This is a genomic window from Streptomyces sp. NPDC036822 (assembly GCF_055609145.1).
In genome coordinates this window covers 1-17,108 of sequence record NZ_JBVJPY010000038.1, presented here as the reverse complement: position 1 = coordinate 17,108, position 17,108 = coordinate 1, and the positions used below count along the sequence as shown (strand labels likewise).

17 protein-coding genes and 4 pseudogenes are annotated in these 17,108 nt (G+C 69.1%); 10 read left to right on the top strand and 11 right to left on the bottom strand.

The window, feature by feature from the left end; genetic code table 11:
* Positions 1–137: 137 nt before the first annotated feature.
* Entirely contained in the window at positions 138–785 is a 648-nt protein-coding gene (locus ACZ68P_RS35230; protein ID WP_471013303.1) for a tyrosine-type recombinase/integrase, read from the bottom strand.
* 32 nt (positions 786–817) lie between these two features.
* On the opposite strand from ACZ68P_RS35230, the gene ACZ68P_RS35225 reads away from it, so the two are divergent.
* The 4 genes and pseudogenes from ACZ68P_RS35225 (at position 818) to ACZ68P_RS35210 (ending at position 2,594) form a co-directional block, all read left to right on the top strand.
* A complete protein-coding gene (locus ACZ68P_RS35225) occupies positions 818–1,216 on the top strand; it encodes a hypothetical protein (protein WP_471013300.1) in 399 nt (132 codons plus the stop codon).
* Between the two features lie 70 nt (positions 1,217–1,286).
* Positions 1,287–1,660 (top strand): annotated as a pseudogene (locus ACZ68P_RS35220) (SDR family NAD(P)-dependent oxidoreductase); the annotation flags it as partial.
* A 213-nt stretch (positions 1,661–1,873) separates the two neighbouring features.
* Positions 1,874–2,068, top strand: a pseudogene (locus tag ACZ68P_RS35215) (hypothetical protein); the annotation flags it as partial.
* A gap of 265 nt (positions 2,069–2,333) precedes the next feature.
* Complete coding sequence (locus tag ACZ68P_RS35210; RefSeq protein ID WP_471013298.1) at positions 2,334–2,594, top strand: hypothetical protein; 261 nt, start codon at positions 2,334–2,336, stop codon at positions 2,592–2,594.
* Positions 2,595–2,684: 90 nt separating this feature from the next.
* Here the strand turns inward: ACZ68P_RS35210 and ACZ68P_RS35205 are convergent, their stop codons facing one another.
* Positions 2,685–3,059 (bottom strand): hypothetical protein, encoded by a 375-nt coding sequence (locus ACZ68P_RS35205; RefSeq protein ID WP_471013296.1) that lies wholly within the window; start codon positions 3,057–3,059, stop codon positions 2,685–2,687.
* Positions 3,060–3,503: 444 nt separating this feature from the next.
* Between ACZ68P_RS35205 and ACZ68P_RS35200 the strand changes: the two genes are divergently transcribed.
* From ACZ68P_RS35200 to ACZ68P_RS35190, 3 genes are all read left to right on the top strand, one after another.
* A complete protein-coding gene (locus ACZ68P_RS35200; protein WP_471013293.1) occupies positions 3,504–4,481 on the top strand; it encodes a site-specific integrase in 978 nt (325 codons plus the stop codon).
* 30 nt (positions 4,482–4,511) lie between these two features.
* Positions 4,512–4,838 (top strand): helix-turn-helix domain-containing protein, encoded by a 327-nt coding sequence (locus ACZ68P_RS35195; protein ID WP_471013292.1) that lies wholly within the window; start codon positions 4,512–4,514, stop codon positions 4,836–4,838.
* 384 nt (positions 4,839–5,222) lie between these two features.
* Entirely contained in the window at positions 5,223–6,308 is a 1,086-nt protein-coding gene (locus ACZ68P_RS35190; protein ID WP_471013291.1) for a hypothetical protein, read from the top strand.
* Between the two features lie 11 nt (positions 6,309–6,319).
* Here ACZ68P_RS35190 and ACZ68P_RS35185 read toward each other — a convergent pair whose 3' ends face one another.
* Complete coding sequence (locus ACZ68P_RS35185) at positions 6,320–6,721, bottom strand: hypothetical protein (protein ID WP_208117182.1); 402 nt, start codon at positions 6,719–6,721, stop codon at positions 6,320–6,322.
* 103 nt (positions 6,722–6,824) lie between these two features.
* On the opposite strand from ACZ68P_RS35185, the gene ACZ68P_RS35180 reads away from it, so the two are divergent.
* Positions 6,825–7,994, top strand: coding sequence for a hypothetical protein (locus ACZ68P_RS35180; protein ID WP_471013290.1), 1,170 nt, complete (start codon positions 6,825–6,827; stop codon positions 7,992–7,994).
* A gap of 592 nt (positions 7,995–8,586) precedes the next feature.
* Here the strand turns inward: ACZ68P_RS35180 and ACZ68P_RS35175 are convergent.
* Together ACZ68P_RS35175 and ACZ68P_RS35170 are read right to left on the bottom strand one after the other, a co-directional pair.
* The gene (locus ACZ68P_RS35175; RefSeq protein WP_471013306.1) at positions 8,587–8,712 is read right to left on the bottom strand and encodes a hypothetical protein; all 126 of its coding nucleotides are present in this window, start codon (positions 8,710–8,712) and stop codon (positions 8,587–8,589) included.
* Positions 8,713–8,970: 258 nt separating this feature from the next.
* Positions 8,971–9,999: a tetratricopeptide repeat protein gene (locus ACZ68P_RS35170; protein ID WP_471013289.1), complete on the bottom strand. Its 1,029-nt coding sequence runs from the start codon at positions 9,997–9,999 to the stop codon at positions 8,971–8,973.
* 493 nt (positions 10,000–10,492) lie between these two features.
* On the opposite strand from ACZ68P_RS35170, the gene ACZ68P_RS35165 reads away from it, so the two are divergent.
* Entirely contained in the window at positions 10,493–11,590 is a 1,098-nt protein-coding gene (locus ACZ68P_RS35165) for an NAD-dependent epimerase/dehydratase family protein (protein WP_471013288.1), read from the top strand.
* Here ACZ68P_RS35165 and ACZ68P_RS35160 read toward each other — a convergent pair.
* Entirely contained in the window at positions 11,587–12,462 is an 876-nt protein-coding gene (locus ACZ68P_RS35160) for a glycosyltransferase family 2 protein (RefSeq protein ID WP_471013287.1), read from the bottom strand. The two genes, ACZ68P_RS35165 and ACZ68P_RS35160, sit on opposite strands and share 4 nt — an antisense overlap.
* A gap of 89 nt (positions 12,463–12,551) precedes the next feature.
* Here ACZ68P_RS35160 and ACZ68P_RS35155 point away from each other — a divergent pair, with 89 nt between their 5' ends.
* Positions 12,552–13,271 carry a DapH/DapD/GlmU-related protein gene (locus ACZ68P_RS35155; RefSeq protein WP_471013286.1) on the top strand — a complete coding sequence of 240 codons (720 nt, stop codon included), beginning with the start codon at positions 12,552–12,554 and terminating at the stop codon, positions 13,269–13,271.
* 667 nt (positions 13,272–13,938) lie between these two features.
* Here the strand turns inward: ACZ68P_RS35155 and ACZ68P_RS35150 are convergent.
* The 5 genes and pseudogenes from ACZ68P_RS35150 to ACZ68P_RS35130 all read right to left on the bottom strand — a co-directional run.
* A complete protein-coding gene (locus ACZ68P_RS35150) occupies positions 13,939–14,313 on the bottom strand; it encodes a toxin Doc (RefSeq protein ID WP_471013285.1) in 375 nt (124 codons plus the stop codon).
* Positions 14,313–14,552, bottom strand: coding sequence for a hypothetical protein (locus ACZ68P_RS35145; RefSeq protein ID WP_471013284.1), 240 nt, complete (start codon positions 14,550–14,552; stop codon positions 14,313–14,315). Before ACZ68P_RS35145 ends, ACZ68P_RS35150 begins: the two co-directional genes overlap by 1 nt.
* A 274-nt stretch (positions 14,553–14,826) precedes the next feature.
* Positions 14,827–15,117: a DUF5958 family protein gene (locus tag ACZ68P_RS35140; protein ID WP_471013283.1), complete on the bottom strand. Its 291-nt coding sequence runs from the start codon at positions 15,115–15,117 to the stop codon at positions 14,827–14,829.
* 478 nt (positions 15,118–15,595) lie between these two features.
* A pseudogene (locus tag ACZ68P_RS35135) lies at positions 15,596–16,766 on the bottom strand (IS110 family RNA-guided transposase).
* Positions 16,767–17,025: 259 nt separating this feature from the next.
* Positions 17,026–17,108, bottom strand: a pseudogene (locus tag ACZ68P_RS35130) (IS5/IS1182 family transposase); the annotation flags it as partial.

Genomic DNA, 17,108 nt, shown 5'->3' with positions numbered 1-17,108 from the left:
CCTGAACGCCTTCGACATCACCTTCGACGGCCGGCTCTCCGCAGCCCGACAGTAACTCTCAACAACCCGAGTTACACCGCTCGTTTGACAGACCCCGCGGGCACAGTCTAGGTGCGCTCAGGTCGTTTGTTCGAGACCTACACAGCCTTCTGGCCTGGATCATGCAGGGGGATCTTGTCGAACGTGTTCTTCTTCTGTGCCTGGGCGGGGCGTACGTAGAGCCGCACCGCGGTGGATCCTGAAGCCCAGCGGCCGGCCTCCTCAAGTTCTTGGGCTGTGGCGTTGTTCGCGGCGAGGTCGGTGGCGGCACCTGCCCGCAGGCCGTGGGAGGTGCTCGGGCGTCCGTCGCCCATCAGGCCCGCCTTCGCGAACCAGTGTTTGACCCGCTCGTTGACGACGTGCGGCCGGAGGCGCAGGCCTCGCACGGTTGCTGTCTTGGCCCGCGTTTCCTCCGTTGCGGGGACGCCGTTCTTGAGTAGGTGCCGGAAGACGGGGCCCGTGGTGATGTCGTGGCTGGCCAGGTAGTCCGGCCAGCGGTTCATCCGTCTGATGAGCTGCACGTCGGGACGGTCGCGCAGGGGGATGGGCTGGTCCTCGCCCTTGTGGGTCTTGTCCTCGGCGAGCCAGACGTTCATCCGGTCGACCAGGATGGTGAGGTCCTCGATGTCCAGGTCGACGTCCTCGCGGCTGCGTCCGAGGAACATGTAGCCGAAGGCGAAGAGCGCCGCGTCGCGGATACCGATCGGCCGGCCGTCGGCTTCGGCCTTCGGAGTGTGCCAAGGCACTGCTGGTGCGGCATGCTGCGGTGACGCGGCTTATGAACGTGCTGGACAGGCCGATTACGGACGAGGGCCTGGCACGCGAGCGGCTGGAGCACGAACAGGCCGCGCAGGATGAGCTGGGCGCGGCGGTAGGCGCCGTCGCCGTCGAAGGGCCGGAGGAGGTGGCCGACTGTGCGCTGGCGGCCGCGGACCGGCTCAGGGGTTGGGTGGACGAGATGATCTGGTGGTTCGAGCTGGGCCGACCGCACGATCAGCGGCGCAACATCGTGCAGCTGGAGAGCCGTGCCCTGGAGAAGGTGGACGAGTTCATGAAGGAGTGCCAGACGGCTCTGTATCCGGAGCCGCGGTGGCGACGGCCGCGGCCCATCAAGCGGCTGCACTTGCAGCCTGGGCTGCGCCGCACCCGCAAGCGCCTGGGGTTCCCTCGGCGCTAGACCGGCGTCGGGACGGCCGGTACCTGGACGCAGGTACCGGCCCCACTCCCCCCCCAACAGGTCAGGCGGCATAAGCAACTCTCCCAGGCGGGCCTCGCCCAAGGAGGTCGGGAGCCCTACGGGAGAGCTCCGTGCCGGCGTCGACCTCACCGGCAGGACCGCCATCGTCACCGGCGCCTCCTCCGGCCTCGGCGCCGAAACCGCCCGCGCCCTCGCGAGCGCCGGGCCGGAGCCCACGTCACCCTCGCCGTCCGCAACACCGACGCCGGCCACGAGACCGCCGCCGAGCTCACCGCCGCCACCGGCAACACCCACATCCACGTCGCCCGCCTCGACCTGGACTCCCGCTCTTCCATCGACGCCTTCGCCGCCGCCTGGACCGGTCCCCTCCACATCCTGGTGAACAACGCCGGAATCATGGCGCTGCCCGAACTCACCCGCACCGCCGCCAGCCAGACCCTCGCCGCCGCCTCCCCCCTCATAGACGGCGTCACCGGCCGCTTCTTCGGCGACTCCACCGCCGCCCTCGTCTCCGACGAAGACCCCCTCGGCCTGGCCACCTTCGCAGCCGACGAAGACGCCCCCGCACGCCTGTGGACCCTCACCCTCAAAGCGCTGGACCTCTGAGCCGCGGGCGACACCGTGCACATCTCCGAGATGTTCCGCCTCGTGCGCGGCAACCAGCACATCCTCGATGTCCTCGAAGTCCTGCACCGCGATGAGCTCGCCCTGCGCATCCACGACGGCGCGTTCTCCGCGATGGACCTCACCGCCCGCCACCTGCGCACCGGCGAGCTGCTGTCCACCGTGAAGTTCATGGTGCAGACCCTCGCCGCCGCCGGCGAGCTCCAACGCGACCTCCAGCGCGAGCTCACCTACGACGGACTGCGCGCCGCCGAGGCCAAGGGCAACAAGGGCGGACACCGCCCGGCGGTCGCGGTCGACAAAACCGACACGGGCCGTGCCGCGTACTTGGAGGGCCGCTCCATTGCCGCCCTCGCCCGCGACCACGGCGTCAGCCGCGGCGCCATCCGCACGGCCGTCGCCGACCTCCTGCCCGACCACACCGCCGCCGACGAAGACGCTCCGGGCGCCGGAGCTGCCGGTCACCCTCGACATGCCGGGCAAGGTCGCCGACTTCCTCCGCACCGCCGAGCTGAACCCCGTCGAGCGGGCCACGCTCGACCAGGGCGTCACCGTACGGCGCGGCCAGGGCTACACCCTGCGCGTCAGCGCCGTCCCCGCCGTACACCGAGGGCTCCTCGCCCGCTGCCAGCCGCTCGACGGCGTCCAGGGCGCCCCCGCCGTTCCGGCCCAGCGCAAGGCCCGCCGCGAGTACGAGAACCGGGTCAGTGCCCTCATCCCGACCGGACCATGATCCGGGTCAGCGGCTACCGCCAATTTCCGTTCGGATACCCCCGAGGGCCGTCATGCGGATCTGCACCCGCGTCAGCGCTTCGCCTGACGCTCACACAGCGCGCAGTCGCCGAGCCTCGGTTACGGCCGTCTCCTCGACCTCGACCACATCGGCGCTCGCGGCCGTCTGCCCGGCGGCGCCCGCGGGCATCTCTTCGCGTTCGGCCTTGCGGTCGTCCAGATGGCTCTTGAGCTTCATGCCCGCGTACACCAGCCCGCCGCCCACCGTCGCCGACACGGCGGCGACGCCCGCGACAACACCGGTCGCGGAGCGCAGGCCCGCGTGACCGACGATTTTGTTGCCGGTCCCGCGCAGCAGGGCTCGGAGCACGCCGGGGGTGCTCGATTCGGACAGCGCCGTCCAGTCCGGGTGCTCGACCACTTTCAGGGTGTAGCGCACGCCGTCTTTGACCCAGCTCATGTCCATGGCGTCACTGTACGGACGCTCCCCCGCCTCGCGGGCGGAACCGGGTGTTCTTCGCCGCCGTGGGAGGCGACCGGGGTGTGCGCTCGGCGGCAGCCAGGTCCTCCCCGCAGTCCCGGCCCAGCGCAAGGCCCGTCCCGAGTATGAGAACCGCGTCAGCACCCTCATGCCCTGACCAAGATCGTTCTCACCGTTAACCGCTGTACCGATGTCCCTACCGACGCCAATTGCATCGGATGCGAATACGCGACACCCGTCCTGGAGACGGTCCGGGACCGTGCGGAAACGACCCCATCAGGGACGTTGACCTCGGAATCACGGTAGTGGTTACGGCGTCGAGTGTCCGCGGGCCTCACTCCATCGAGCGATTGAACTGCAAAGACGCCCCCGAGTCGCATCTGATGCGAGATTCTCGCGTCAGATGCGATAGACGGAGAGTGATGGCAGATGGGTGGGGACGGCCTCTTTCCAGGTTCTGCTCGGCTGCACCTGATTGACGGTCTGCCGCTGCTGCGGCCGGACGAGCAGGTCTTCGAGGCGATGATCAAGGGCTGGCGCAACCAGCAGCTCGCCCGAAATCTCTCACCGGGATACGTAGGTGACCAGGAACGCACGGTGCGGGCCTTCACCCGGCATGCTGATGCCATGCCGTGGCAGTGGACGCCGCAGCACGTCGACGAGTGGTCGGCCGATCTGCGGGCCGTGCACGGCTGTGTCCGCTCCACCCTGCGCAACTATCAGGGCTCCGTGCGCCAGTTCTGCGACTTCCTGACCAACCCCGCCTACGGCTGGGGCGACGAGTGCCTGCGGCACTTCGGGACCCACCCCGTCCAGGTGGTCTACGACTGGAACGCCGCGACGCACGCCGACGAAGCCGAGGGCGAGCCGAAACGCCGGGCCTTCACCAGGCCCGAGCTGGAAGCGTTCTTCGACCACGCCGACGAGGAGGTCTTGCGCGTCCGCGGCAAGGGCCGCAAGGGCTGGTTGCCGGCCTTCCGGGACGCCGCCTTGTTCAAGACCGCGTACGCATACGGCCTGCGCCGCAACGAGACCCGGATGTTGGATCTCACCGACTTCGGCCGCAACCCGGAGGGCCGGGAGTTCGGCGAGTACGGCACCCTGCTGGTCCGCTACGGCAAGGCTAAGAAGGGGTCACCGCCCAAGCGCCGCAGCGTGCTGACTGTCTGGCACTGGACGCCCTGCACGATCGAGGAATGGATCAGCGAGGTGCGTCCCGGGATGCGGCACTCGACCAGCCGGGCCCTGCAGGTCCTACATCACCCACCTGATCGAGGACGGCCACGACCCTCTGTTCGTCCAACAGCAGGTCGGCCACGACCACGCCTCCACCACCGCGATCTACACCTGCGTCTCCTCCGACTTCCGCACACGCTCACTGCGACGCGTCCTGGACGCCACCATTGAGGCCGCCTTGCGGCCGGGAAGGACCTCTTGATGCCACGCCAGATCAGCTACCGGTGGCGCTTGCGCGAGCTGATGGCCGCCCGCGGAATGTTCACCGTCGCCGAGCTCATGCCGCACCTGATCGAACGCGGCATCACGCTGTCGTCGTCCCAGATTCACCGCCTGGTCTCCGGCACTCCGGAACGGCTGTCCCTGCCGGTGCTGGCCACCCTCTGCGACATCCTCGACTGCACGCCCGCTGACCTGATTGCCACCTCGGCCCAGAATCTCCCCGCCCGCCGGGCGGCCGGTGAGGAGGCGCCGATCAATCTGGCTGCCCGGCGGCCCACGCGGGTCCGGTTGACGCCGGAGGGGTGAGCAGTGACGCCGGAGGAATACGAGCGGTGGCACGTTCGGACCTGCGCACGCTGCGGCCGCCGGGCGGCGAAGTCCGCCGAGTGGTCAGACGGTCCGATCTGTCGGACCTGCTTCGAACGCGCGATGCGCGTCCGCGGCTGCTGCCCCGGCTGCCGAACCGAGCGACTATTGCCGGGCCAAAACGATGTTGGTGCACCGGTCTGCCGCGACTGCGCGGGCATCGTCCGCGACTTCTTCTGCGACCGCTGCGGCTTTGAAGGGCCCTTGCTCGGCGGTCGTCTCTGCGAAAGCTGCACCCTCGCCGACACTCTCAGCCGCCTCCTCGACGACGGCACCGGCCGTGTCGTTCCTTCACTGAAACCGCTGGTCACTGCTCTGCTGGGGATGGACCGGCCCAAGAGCCGCCTGATCTGGCTCCGCAACCCCAACGTCGTCCGCCTTCTGCGGGGCTTGGCCACCGGCACCATCCCGCTCACCCACGACGGGCTGCACCAGGAAACACCCTGGCGAACCGTCGTCCACCTGCGCGACTTGCTGATGGACAGCGGCGTCCTGCCTCGCGTCGACCGGCAGCTCATTCTCTACCAGCGCTGGCTGACCGAACGGCTCGCCACCATCGAGGACCCCGAACACCGTCGGCACCTTCAGCACTTCGCCATCTGGCACCAAATGCGGCGCCTGCGCAGCAAGGCGGAGAAAGGGCCGCTGGGACGCTCCCAGACCAGCCAGACGAAACAGGAGATCACCCAGGCCGGCGCCTTCCTGACCTGGCTTGCCGACCGAGGCCGCACTATCGAACACTGCCAGCAGGCCGACCTCGACGCCTGGCACACCGAGAAGCTGGCCACTCGGCGCCCGGCCCAGATGTTCCTGCGCTGGTGCATGACGACGGACCGCATGCCCCGCCTCACCCTGCCACCCCAGGTCATCCACCAGGACCAAGGGCCGCTGCATCAGCACCGCCGACTCGCCATTCTCCGGCGCGCCCTTAACGACGACTCCTTGCCCCTGCGTGCCCGGGTCGCCGCCGCGCTCGTCCTCCTCTACGCCCAACCCGTCACCCGCATCGTCCGCCTCGCGGTCGACGACGTTTTCGACGACGGGACCACCGTCACGGTCCGGCTGGGAGACCCACCGTCTCCGCTTCCGGAACCCGTCGCCGACCTCATGCGGGCATACATCCAGTCCTGCCGGCACCTGCCCTACGCCAGCAGCAGAAGCTCACAGTGGCTCTTCCCCGGCCGCCAGCCCGGACAGCCGATGAACCCGGTCAGCCTCCAAGTCCACCTCCGGAAGATCGGTGTCCCTCCGCAGCGCGGCAGGACCTCCGCGATCCGACAACTCGTCCTCCAGGCCCCGGCCCCCGTCATCGCGAAGGCCCTCGGTTACCACGACAAGACCGCCACCCGACTGGTCACCGAAGCCGGAGGAACGTGGAGCCGATACGCCCCTGGCGATCACCGCCGCTGACACGCAGGTACTTACCCCAGGTTCGCTGAAGCTCGTTTGTCCTCAACATGGACGACGTGCAGTTCGGTGCCGTCGCGATGACGCTTCGATCGCCCAAAGAGCCCGACGGCGATCTCTGACTGGTCCTGAGGCTCGTCAGGGCCGACATAGGTAAGGACGTCGTTGTGATGACCGGTGACGGCCCATCCTTCGACGTCCTTAAGGTTGATCACCCCAAAGTCTCCTGCCGAAGATCCGGCATGCGCCGGGCCAAACTTCTTCAGGATCTCGGTGGCCTGTTCAGCAAGCTCTCCATCCGGAGCGGTCAGCACGACGCAAGTGCCGTGCTCGAACAGCACCCATGACTTGCCAGGATCGGCGAGAAGCCGCTGCCAGACGTCTACCAGTATCTCGGTGTCCATGGCGATCATCATGCCGGAGAGCACCGACACAGGGTGACGATCGACCGACACCTATGGCGAATACGCGACTCCTGAACATGCGCGCCTACCAGTCCCGAGGCCGTTACATGAGCCCATGGACACCGTGCACACGACCGCCGCCCTCCTCCCCGACCCCGCCGAGCTCCGCGCGCACCTGCGCGCGCTGGCCGTGCTGGACCAGGCGATCTGCCGCGACCCGCGATTCTCCCGCTACTCCTTCTCCACCACCTGGGGGCCTGGGACGCAGGCGGCCCTGATGGACAACGGCTCGGGTGACGACTTCTCCGTCCTCTTCACCCCGGCCGGTGTGCTCGTCCGCGGCTTCGACCACGAGTCGGAGATGAGCCCGTACGCCACGGACGACGAACAGGTCTGGCCCGGTGTCATCGACGGGGTGCCCGCCGCGCTGCGCCCGCTCCTGGACGACCCGGCCTTCGTCGACGAGGGCCTCGGCGCCCCGCGGGTCACCGCCTGCTTGTGGTGGGAGACCGGCGGCAGCGCCTGGCGCACCGGCTCGGGCATCGAGTTCCCCTCGGGCAGCTCGGACCCGGACGGCTCCGGGCACCTCTTCCGCCTCCTCACCGACCGCTCCCCCGAGGCCGTCCAGGCGCACTTTGAGGAGGACTACGGGCGGCCCGTCCCCCTCGACACCGTCCGCCATGTCCTCGCGGGCCACCCCCTGACCCCCGAAGCCGCCCGCGGCCTCAACCCGGCCGCCCTCTCCGACGAGGCCCTGCTCCGCCGGATCGCCGCCGACCCCGAGGTCGAGGCGTACCTCGCCTGCGACGGCGAGTTCGACCTCACGCGGACCGACCCCCTCGAGTCGATCGCCCTGCCGGCCGGTCTCCCGGTGGAGCCCGTGGCCGGCTGCAACGCGGGAGGCACCCACTACCTCTGCGGCCCGGCCGGCTCCGACCGCGTCCGCCCCGTCCTCTACACCGACTCCGAGGGCCAGGCCTCCCTCATCGCGGAGTCCCTCGCCGAGGCCCTGACCCTGGCCATCGTCCTCCCCTCCTGGCACGACGCCCTGGCCGGCTTCCGTCCCCCCGCGCTCAACGCCGACTATCTTGAGGACAACCCGGACCACCCCGAGGTCCGCGACCGCCTCCTCGCCGCCCTCCGCCTCCCCCCGGCCACCGAGCCCGAGGTCCTGGCCCGCCTCCTCACCACAGCTGCCCGCACCGTCCCGGACGGCTTCCTCCCTTCGGCCGAGGGCGAGGAGGACGCGGCCTTCGAACCGATGCTCCGTCTGCCGGCCAAGTAGGACAGCCCCGCCGCGCGCCGCCTTCCGGACCCGACGCACCGCTACGGCGAAGCCATGACCGCACTGCCCGACTGGATGCGCCCGCCCCGCGCGGAGAGCTGTTCGCGGAGGACGTGGACCGCCTCACCGAGGTTCGGCCCGGCGCCTGCCGGATCTTCGGCAGAAGACTTGGGGTGATCGACCTCAAGGACATGGAGGGATGGGCCGTCACCGGGCACCACAACGACGACGTCCCTACCTACGTCGGCCCCGATGAGCCTCAGGATCAGTCGCAGATCACTGTCGGGCTGTTCGGACGTTCCAGGCGTCACAGGACGGCACCAAGCTCCACGTCGTCCACGTTGAGGACAAGCAGGGTTTGGTGGCCCCACCGTAAGTAGCCGCGCTTCACCGCTGGTGGACGCCTGGGGCGTATCGGCTCCACGTCCCACCAGCTTCGGTGACCAGGCGGGTGGCGGTCTTGTCGTGATAGCTGAGCGCCTGCGCCGATAGCACAGATCAGCAGCAACGAGGGCGTGGACCTGCTGCGACCCACCTCCGCCCGCGCGGAGAGCACAAGAGCGGCGCCGTGGGTGCCGCGATCGTCAACGGTTCACCTCCGCTCGCGCGGAGAGCACACTTCCTGACCTGCGGTTCTAAGGGACTTGCCTTCGGCGGCCGCAGCGGCGCGGACCTCCTCCAGTTCCTCGTCGGTGAAGGTGACGTTCAAAGACGGCATACCCCCGATGGTACCTACTTGGTACCTGACAGGCTATACCGGGAAGCGGGGCTCTGAAGCAGGCGGTACTCAGCTGGCCTGGTAGGACCGCTACGCCAGCCTTCAGGAGCGCCTCGAAGAACTCACAGGGTTCAACGCGTCCCCTTGGCTGGGAGATGTCACGTGGGGCTGGGCCGTTGTCGGGCCTGGCGCCGACTACCTGCGGGACGTCGACGAGGTAGGAGCAGCACTCATCGGCGTCCGTGGCGCGTGGGCGCGTCACAGCAGAGCCGCCGCTCGCCCGTCCAGTTCGGCCACGCCTGGGGCTTTGTTGTAGCGGGAGATCCGTACGCGCAGGTCAATGAGCGCGTCGGTGATCTTCACGGATTGAACGCCTTCGGCGCAGTCGATGAATTCGCTCCACGCGGCGAGGGCTCCGTCGAGGTCGCCGTGACGGAGGTGGACGTGGCCGAGGTCCCCGAGGACGATGGCGCGGGAGCGGCGGCGGTCCAGGCCGTGCACGTCGAGGGCGTGCTGGAGGTGTTCGCGGGCGCCGTCGAGGTCGCCGAGTCGGGCGAGGATCATGCCGGAGTGGTGGGCCCAGCGGCCGGTGGAGAAGTGGGAGGCCCACGATTCGCCGGGATCGGGGGCGGCGTTTTCGATGGCGTGCTGGGACTTCGTGAGTGCGGTGCGGGCGAGTTGCTGGTCGCCGTCGAGGGCGGCGGCGTCGGCGAGGGTCGTCTGGTAGTAGGCGATGGCTTTCGGTTCGTCGAGCCGGTCGGCGTATTCGACGCACCTTTCGGATAGGCGCAGAGCGACGGCCCGGCCCCGGGGGCCGAGGTCGATGGCTTGGGTGGCCATGCCGCGCAGAGCGGTGGCTGCCAGCTCGGGGTCTGCGGCTTCTTCGGCGAGGGCGAAGGCATGGGCGTAGTACCGCTGGGCGAGGCCTTGGTGGTGGTCGTCGTTGCCTTCGTCCTGGACCATCCAGCCACACAAGTGCACGAGCTGGGATGCGGCGGCGAACAGCTGGCGGCCGGTTGCCTGGGTGTATCGGCCTTCCAGCCAGGGGCCGACGCTGCCGGTGAGGTACTGCACGGCGAGCTGGCGGGCGTGAGCGCCGCCGTATTCGGCAGCGGTGTCGCCGAGGGTGCGGGTCATCTGCTGGATCGCCTCGACTTCGCCGGTGCCGACGCGTAAGGCGCCGACTGGGGCGATGGCTACGCGTCGGGTGATGGCCTCGGCGTCTGGAAGGTTGAGGGCCGACAGCGCGAACGCGGCGGTGGCGGCCAGCATGGTGCGGCGTTCCACGTCACTCCTCCCCAGGGCAAGGACTGATCCCACGGTATCCGGGGCGGGTGGTTCGGGATCACTCTTGTCCGCAACCGAGGTGGGGGTGAGGTCCAGCTGTAAGACGCGGACGACGTAAGGGAGCCAGCCGTCGGGGGACGGGGTGCGTTCGCCCTTCAGCCAGCGGCGGGCGTACTGCCGCTCCAGGCCGTCCGGCCCGCGGCCGGCAGCCAGGGCGACTTCGCGGGCCAGTTTGGTGGGGCCCCATCCGCGTTCCTCGCACGCGGTCCGGATCAGGTCTGTGATGGTCCTCTGCACCGCTGCCCCCTGGCCTACTCGGGCCTACACAGACCTACAGGATGGCCCCTCCTCCTGCTTCAGCGCAGGGCGTTGACTGATGCCACCTGCTCGGGGCTTGAGGTCAGCGTCCAAACGGTCCCGGGCGGAATGACCAGGCCTGCTATGCGCGGGCTGGTCTGTCACGAGATCCACCGAACCCACTTCAGGAGGCATCGTGCACCACCATCGCTCAGAGCTCTCCGCTCTTTCCGGATCCACCGTCCTGGTGACCGGCGGCGCGGGACTCGTCGGCTCCCGCATCACCGCCCAGCTGCGCACCCTGGGCGCCCGCCCGGTCGCCCTGTGCACCATGGACGCCTATCCGGCCGGCGTGTACGCCGACCTTTTCGGCGTCCAGGCGGCGGATCCGGACGTGATCCTGGGCGATGTGCGGGACGCCGCGCTGGTCCGCAAGCTGGTTTCCGAGGCGGACTTTGTCATCCACGCAGCCGCCCTGGCGGACGTCGCCGCTTGCACCCGTGAGCCTCTCGCCGCGATCGACACCAACATCACCGGAACTCAGAGCGTCCTCGATGCCGTCGCCGCAACGGACCGCGTGCGGCGCATGGTGTTCGTTTCCTCCGCCAGCGTCTACGGCGACGGCAGCCCCGAGGAGACTGACAGCCCCGTCCTGCTGACCATGCGGCAGTTATTGGAGTCTGTCCACGGCCGCATCCCGCCCCAGTTCCACGAAGGCACCCGCATGCGCCCGAAGTCCGTCTACGGCAACACCAAGGCCTGGGGCGAGGAGCAGACAGCCCTGGTCCTCGGCCAGATCGGCATCTCGTACGCGATCGTGCGCTACTTCTCCGTCTACGGCGAACCCCAGACCATCAAGCCGAACTCCCACTCCTGGGTCGTGGCCTGGTTCGCCGCCCGGGCCCACCTCGGTCTCCCCCTGCACCTCAACGGCGGCGGCCGGCAGGTGCGGGACCTGGTGCACGTCGACGACATCGCCGAGGGCACCTTGCGCGCCCTGGTCAGTCCCCGGGCCCACACCGAGACCGTGAACATCGGCACCGGTACGGCCACCACCGTGCGGCAGGTTGCCGAGCTGGTGCGGGAGCACTATCCGCACACGGCGTTCCTGGAAACCCCGCTTCCGGCCGGTGACCCGCTGGGCGGGTACGCGGCCGTCCGCACTATGGAGAACATTCTCGGCTGGAAGCCCCAGATCACCGTCGCCGAGGGCGTCGAGCGGTACGTGAAATGGCTCCGAAGCACCCCGTCCGCCGCACCGGAGTGGCTGCGGCAGGGCGCCGCTGCGGTCTAGATGACCGGCGGGCGGCCCAGCCGCGTCAGGCGCCACACTGTCCGCCACCGCATGGGCCGCCGCGGGCCCCCGGAAATCCGGAGGCCTTCGGCGAAGCCTCCGAACCAGGCCCGCAGACCCGCAAGCGAAGGCGTCCGCGCCACGGTCAGGCCGGTCCACACCCCCAGGTAGAGCGGAACGAGCAGGGCCGGCAGGTGCCGCTTGGCCAGCCAGACCCTGTTGCGCGCCGTCATCCGGTAGTACACCGCGTGCCGCGCCGGGGAGGTCTTGGGGTGCTGGAGCACCAGCCGCGGCTCGTACAGGACCTTCCACCCGCGGTCGATGGCCCGCCAGGCCAGGTCGGTCTCCTCGTGGGTGAAGAAGAAGGCGTCCGGCCAGCCCCCTGTCTCCTCCAGCATCCGCATCGACAAGGCGTGCCCGCCGCCCAGGAACGTGGTCACCAGGCCCCGCCGCATCGGGTCACCGGACCGCAGACGGGGCACGTGACGGCGCTGAGTGGCACCGGTCTCGTCCGCGATCCGGAACGAGACGATGCCGAGCCGGGCGTCCGCCTCGTACAGGTCGGCGATCCGGCGGACCACGTCTTCCTCGATGAGCAGGCCATCGTCGTCCAGGTTCACCAGGACGTCCACATCGCCGAACTCCCGCAGCCGGCGCCAGGCAACGTTCCGCCCGCCGGAGACACCCAGGTTCTCCTCCAGCTCCACCCCGGTCACGCCCTCGGGCAGGCCGGGCAGCGCCGTGCCGTTGCCGACCACTACGACTCTCACCGCCTGTTCGTCCTGCCTGGCCACCGACTCCAGCAACGCCAGCAGGTCAGCCATCCGGTCGCCCATCGTCAGCACGGCGACACCCACACGCGGCCGGGACACGACCACCACCACTTCCTTCACGGGGCCAGGTAAACGGCGAGCGTACCGCCGCCCCACCTCCCCCCGGCACCGCAAGAGAGGACATCGCCATGCCACGGATCATCCTCGGCGACTACGTCACCGCCCCCACCCGCGGGGTACTCGCCACTACCCCCTACCGCGCACTGGAGAGCTTCGACCTGGCGGACTTCCTGTCCCAGTGGCCCGGCCTGCAACGCGAGACGCTGGTCCAGCTGGGAGAAGACCAGCGCATCCACCCCTCCGCCTTCATCCACCCCTCAGCGATCATCGGCGATGACGTGATCATCGGCCCCGGCGTCACAGTCCACGAGTTCACCACCGTCCGAAAGGGCAGCGTCCTGTGCGCCGGTGCGCAAATCGGCTTCAACTGCGAAGTCACCGCCGCTTTCATCGGCGAGGACACCGTCCTGGGCCACCGGATCGGCATCAACCGCACGATCCTGGGAGCCCGCACGCACCTGTCCGCCAACGTCACCGTCGCGGCCATCAACATGACCACCGACATGCGCACACCCGATCGCGAAGTCATCCTGCGCACCCTTGCCGGTGGCCTCTACCGAACCGGCACCACCCAGTTCGGAGCCGTCATCGGCGATGACACCCAGACCGGCAACAACATCAGCATCGGCCCAGGCGCCGCCATCGGCCGACGCTGCCACATCACCAGCGGCGTCACCCTGGCCATCCGGACTGTCCCCGAGGACTCCACCATCACCGCACCCCACACCACCGAAACCAGCGTCCGCCGGCGACGGCCAGGACGTACACCACGGCCTTTCCTGCAGTGAGCAGACGGTGCCTCATTGCGCACCTGCGTCGCACGCGCCGGCCCGGAACCAGCGGTACGTGGCTCGCGGGGGGACACCCCGTTCAGGCCGGCGTAGCACCTGCCGGAACTGAGCAGCCGCAGTCGGTTCCGCACTGTCGCCGAAAAGGGGACAGGCAGGGGGCGTCGAGGTCCGTGCCGACCGAGGGAGGGATCAATCAGCGACGGACAGTCTGTGCCACCCATGACCGCACCCGTCGGAGCAGAAGCGTTCGCTTCGTCTGACGGAGTCGGCGGCAACGCCGATCTCCTGAGGGCCGCCGTGCTCCGTCCCTGCCTCCGGTCACGGCCCTTCCGCCAGCCGTTGGATCGGCCTCCAGCGCGGGGCATCGCCATCTGGCGCACCAGAGTGGGGCCCACCCGATGTCGAACATCGCCACTGGATGCAGAACATCGTGGCTCCACTCAACGCCTTCACCTCCGCTCGCGCGGGAGGCACGGCGAGGAGTTGGCGGGCCTCGACCGGATCGGACGGGTCACCTCCGCTCGCGCGGAGAGCACCACGCACGCACACGACTCCCCCCGGCCGGGTACGCCCCCGTTACCCGGGCAGGAGGAGCGCCCCGGAGGGATTCCCGCCCGCCACCGATGCAGAGCACCGTTCCGGGCGGCTCTGCAGCCGAAGTGGATCAGATACGCCAGGTCCGGATGCGGTCGGCGGCCCGGTAGACGTCGGTCTTGCCGGCCTGGATGTCGCGGACGAGGTCGACCATGGCGCCGTACGGAGGGTCGATGCCCTCACCGGAGGCGTGCATGTAGGCGGCGGTGACCTGGCAGGCGTACAGGCTGTTGCGGTGCGGCAGGGGCTGCAGACGGATCAGCGTGTGCAGGAGGGCCGCCGCGCGCCAGGCCGGGTCGGGCGCGGCGGTCGTGGGGCGGGGGATGCGAGTTTTATGGCGGGCGACGGCAGCGACGAGGGCGGAGTAGTCGGCGACGCTGACGTCTTCGGGGACGGCTTGTTCCTGGACGTCCAGGAGCCAGGGGACGTCGATGTGGAGGATCATCAGGCGGCGTCCGCCCCGCGCTCCCGGGCGGCGGGCGGGATCTCGTCGGGGAAGGCGTCGTCGAACTCCGCCCGGTGTGTCTCCCCCCAGGATGCGGCGTAGCGGACGAACTGGCGGCGCTGGCGCTCGCGCAGCGGCAGGTCGTGGACGTACTGCTTGAGGGACTTGCCTTCGGCGGCCGCGGCGGCGCGGACCTCCTCGAGCTCCTCGTCGGTGAAGGTGACGTTCAAAGACGGCATACCCCCGATGGTACCTACTTGGTACCTGGTGGGCTACCGGGAAGCGGGCGGGCAGGGGACGCGTCGGCCTCCTGGAAAGGAAGACGGCAGGGTTCTCGATAGTCCAGTCGCCGTCGAAGAGGACGACGACCTGTGCTCAGCGATTCCCCTACCCGACTCGGAGGTTCCCCACTGCTCACACTTCTCCCGCCCCGCAGCGCGTGGACCTACGAACGGATGTCACTCAGGAGGAGCCGCTCGATACCCAGCCCAGCCCGAGCCGGAACGGCCGATGCTACGGCTGCTCGATTGCCGCTGGCAGGTTGTGCCATGCATGTCCGCAGGCGCCTTTGCAATACCTCTCCCGGCGGCGAGTGTCAGCAACGGCGAACACGGAAACGAGGACCCGGAACGCCTTGACGTGTTCGGCAGAAGGCAGGCCCGCGAACCCGTAGCGGGGCGGGTCCATGCAAATCATGACCGAGGGGTTGGCCGTGGGCTTCACACCGGACAGCGCCACCCCCGCACGGCCGCCCGCAGCTGTAACGTGCGTCTGCACATAGCCAGCGACTTCCTGCAGAACCATCTGCCGACGTGCCGGGGGAGACCGGAGAACCAGCTCACACCAGAGCCCAGCGTGCGGAGCCCCTGGGCGATCTCGTTGACGACCCACTCGGCCTCACGCCGGAAAGTCCGGCCGTCGTCGTGATCGGTTCAGTCATCCCTGGATGATTTCACGACGCTGATGCCGGGCAAGAGCCGAACACCCAGCACCCGACACAGCACGGGCGACCTCGACCATCACCGCCTCCTGTAATCAAGCGGGAAGCAAAAAGCAGCCCTGCCGATCTCACAGATCCTCGCCCTGGGTCCCACGCTGGCCGTCGGCCCCCGGGGACACGAACCAGGCGAGCGCCCGGAACCGGGCACGCGAGTGCGTTCGGCGACCGATGCGCCCGCCCCGCGCAGGGGGCTGTTCGCGGAGGACGTGAACCGCCTCCCCGAGGTTCGGCCCGGTGCATGCCGAATCTTCGGCAGGAGACATTGATTCCTACTGCGGTCTGTCAAGCCGCGCGTGCGGTGGGTGGCGTGAGTTCGTAGGCCCGTCCGTCGCGGAGGAGGGCCCAGAGGACGTTGACGCGGCGGCGGGCCAGGGCTAGGACTGCGCGGATATGGCGCTTGCCTTCGGCTCGCTTGCGTTCGTAAAACCGGCGGGACTCGTCGCAGTGGCGGATGCTGAACAACGCGGAGATGTAGATGACACGTTGGAGTCTGCGGTTGTAGCGTCGTGGCCGGCGAAGATTGCCGCTGGTCTTGCCGGAGTCGCGGGGAACGGGGGCGACGCCGCCGAAGCCGGCGAGTCGGCCTGCGGTGCCGAAGGCGGCCATGTCGCCGCCGGTTGCGGCCAGGAACTCGGCTCCGAGGATCGCGCCGAGGCCCGGCATGCTGGTGATCACCTCGAAGTCGCGGTGCTCGCGAAACCGGGCCTCGATCGCCTTGTCGATCTCGCCGACCTGCTGGTTGAGGGCGATCACCTCCGCCGCGAGGGTGTGCACCAATTGGGGCCGTCAGCTTTCCCCGGGCAGGCTGGTGTGCTGGCGGCCGGCAGCCTCGCAAGCGGTCTCGGCGAGCCGGTCAGCCCGCAGGACTCTGCGGTTGCGGAGCCAGGTCTCGAGCCGCTTCCTGCCCGTCCGACGCAGAGCGGCCGGTGTCTGGTAGCCGGTCAGCAGCACGAGCGGCCCGGTGTTGGTCAGGTCCAGGACCCGCTCCAGACCAGGGAAGATACCGGCGAGCTGGGCACGGAGCCGGTTGACGGTGCGGGTGCGGTCGGCGACCAGATCCATGCGCCGACCGGTGAGGATCTTGAGATCGGTGACCGTTTCACCGCCGGTTCGTAAGGGCTGCAGGTCGCGGCGGATGCGGATCTGGTCGGCGATGACGGCGGCGTCCTTGGCGTCGGTTTTTCCTTCGCCGCGGTAGCTCTCCGACGCCCGGTCGATGGCCCGGCCGGAAATGGAGTGCACCGGTTGATCGTGGCCGACAAGGAGCGCGATGACCAGGGCGGCTCCGCCGTCGGCCAGGTCGATGCCCCAGGTCACCTCATCGCCCCAGGGCCCGGACATCGGTGAGGAGTTCGAGGAGTTCAGGCTCGTCGTTGACGACGCGTCGGAACAGCAGCCGACGGCCGCTCTCATCGATCGCGACGCAGAGGTGGTGGGATTTACCTGCGTCGATGCCGGCCCATTCGTGGCCATGTGGCGCCTCCGTGCGGTGGGGTGCTGATGCCTGCCACGGACGACCTCGCTGTCGATTCCCTACTCAGCGATCATTCGCAATTCCTACTTGGCAGCCGAGTCGTCGTGGGGTGTCCGGCGGCCAATCACTGGAAGCCACAAGTGGCAGAGCCCTTTGAACCACACCCGACACCCCTGGGCGGGTCAACCATACGAAGGGCCGACCGCATCCCGCAGAACAACGTAGGGAGCCTTTTCCATCCTGAATAGTTGCAGGTCAGGAGCGTGTGGACGGCTTGGACGATGGTGCCGATGCGGCGTGTGGAGCATCGGGCTCGGTGGA

Coding starts and splice junctions, on each gene's coding strand:
- ACZ68P_RS35155 (WP_471013286.1), top strand. CDS start 12,552: ATGCCACGGATCATCCTCGGCGACTACGTCACCGCCCCCACCCGCGGG.
- ACZ68P_RS35195 (WP_471013292.1), top strand. CDS start 4,512: ATGCCACGCCAGATCAGCTACCGGTGGCGCTTGCGCGAGCTGATGGCC.
- ACZ68P_RS35180 (WP_471013290.1), top strand. CDS start 6,825: ATGGACACCGTGCACACGACCGCCGCCCTCCTCCCCGACCCCGCCGAG.
- ACZ68P_RS35150 (WP_471013285.1), bottom strand. CDS start 14,313: ATGATCCTCCACATCGACGTCCCCTGGCTCCTGGACGTCCAGGAACAA.
- ACZ68P_RS35140 (WP_471013283.1), bottom strand. CDS start 15,117: ATGGTTCTGCAGGAAGTCGCTGGCTATGTGCAGACGCACGTTACAGCT.
- ACZ68P_RS35205 (WP_471013296.1), bottom strand. CDS start 3,059: ATGGACATGAGCTGGGTCAAAGACGGCGTGCGCTACACCCTGAAAGTG.
- ACZ68P_RS35225 (WP_471013300.1), top strand. CDS start 818: ATGAACGTGCTGGACAGGCCGATTACGGACGAGGGCCTGGCACGCGAG.
- ACZ68P_RS35145 (WP_471013284.1), bottom strand. CDS start 14,552: ATGCCGTCTTTGAACGTCACCTTCACCGACGAGGAGCTCGAGGAGGTC.
- ACZ68P_RS35210 (WP_471013298.1), top strand. CDS start 2,334: ATGCCGGGCAAGGTCGCCGACTTCCTCCGCACCGCCGAGCTGAACCCC.
- ACZ68P_RS35175 (WP_471013306.1), bottom strand. CDS start 8,712: ATGCCGTCTTTGAACGTCACCTTCACCGACGAGGAACTGGAGGAGGTC.
- ACZ68P_RS35200 (WP_471013293.1), top strand. CDS start 3,504: ATGGGTGGGGACGGCCTCTTTCCAGGTTCTGCTCGGCTGCACCTGATT.
- ACZ68P_RS35190 (WP_471013291.1), top strand. CDS start 5,223: ATGGACCGGCCCAAGAGCCGCCTGATCTGGCTCCGCAACCCCAACGTC.
- ACZ68P_RS35185 (WP_208117182.1), bottom strand. CDS start 6,721: ATGATGATCGCCATGGACACCGAGATACTGGTAGACGTCTGGCAGCGG.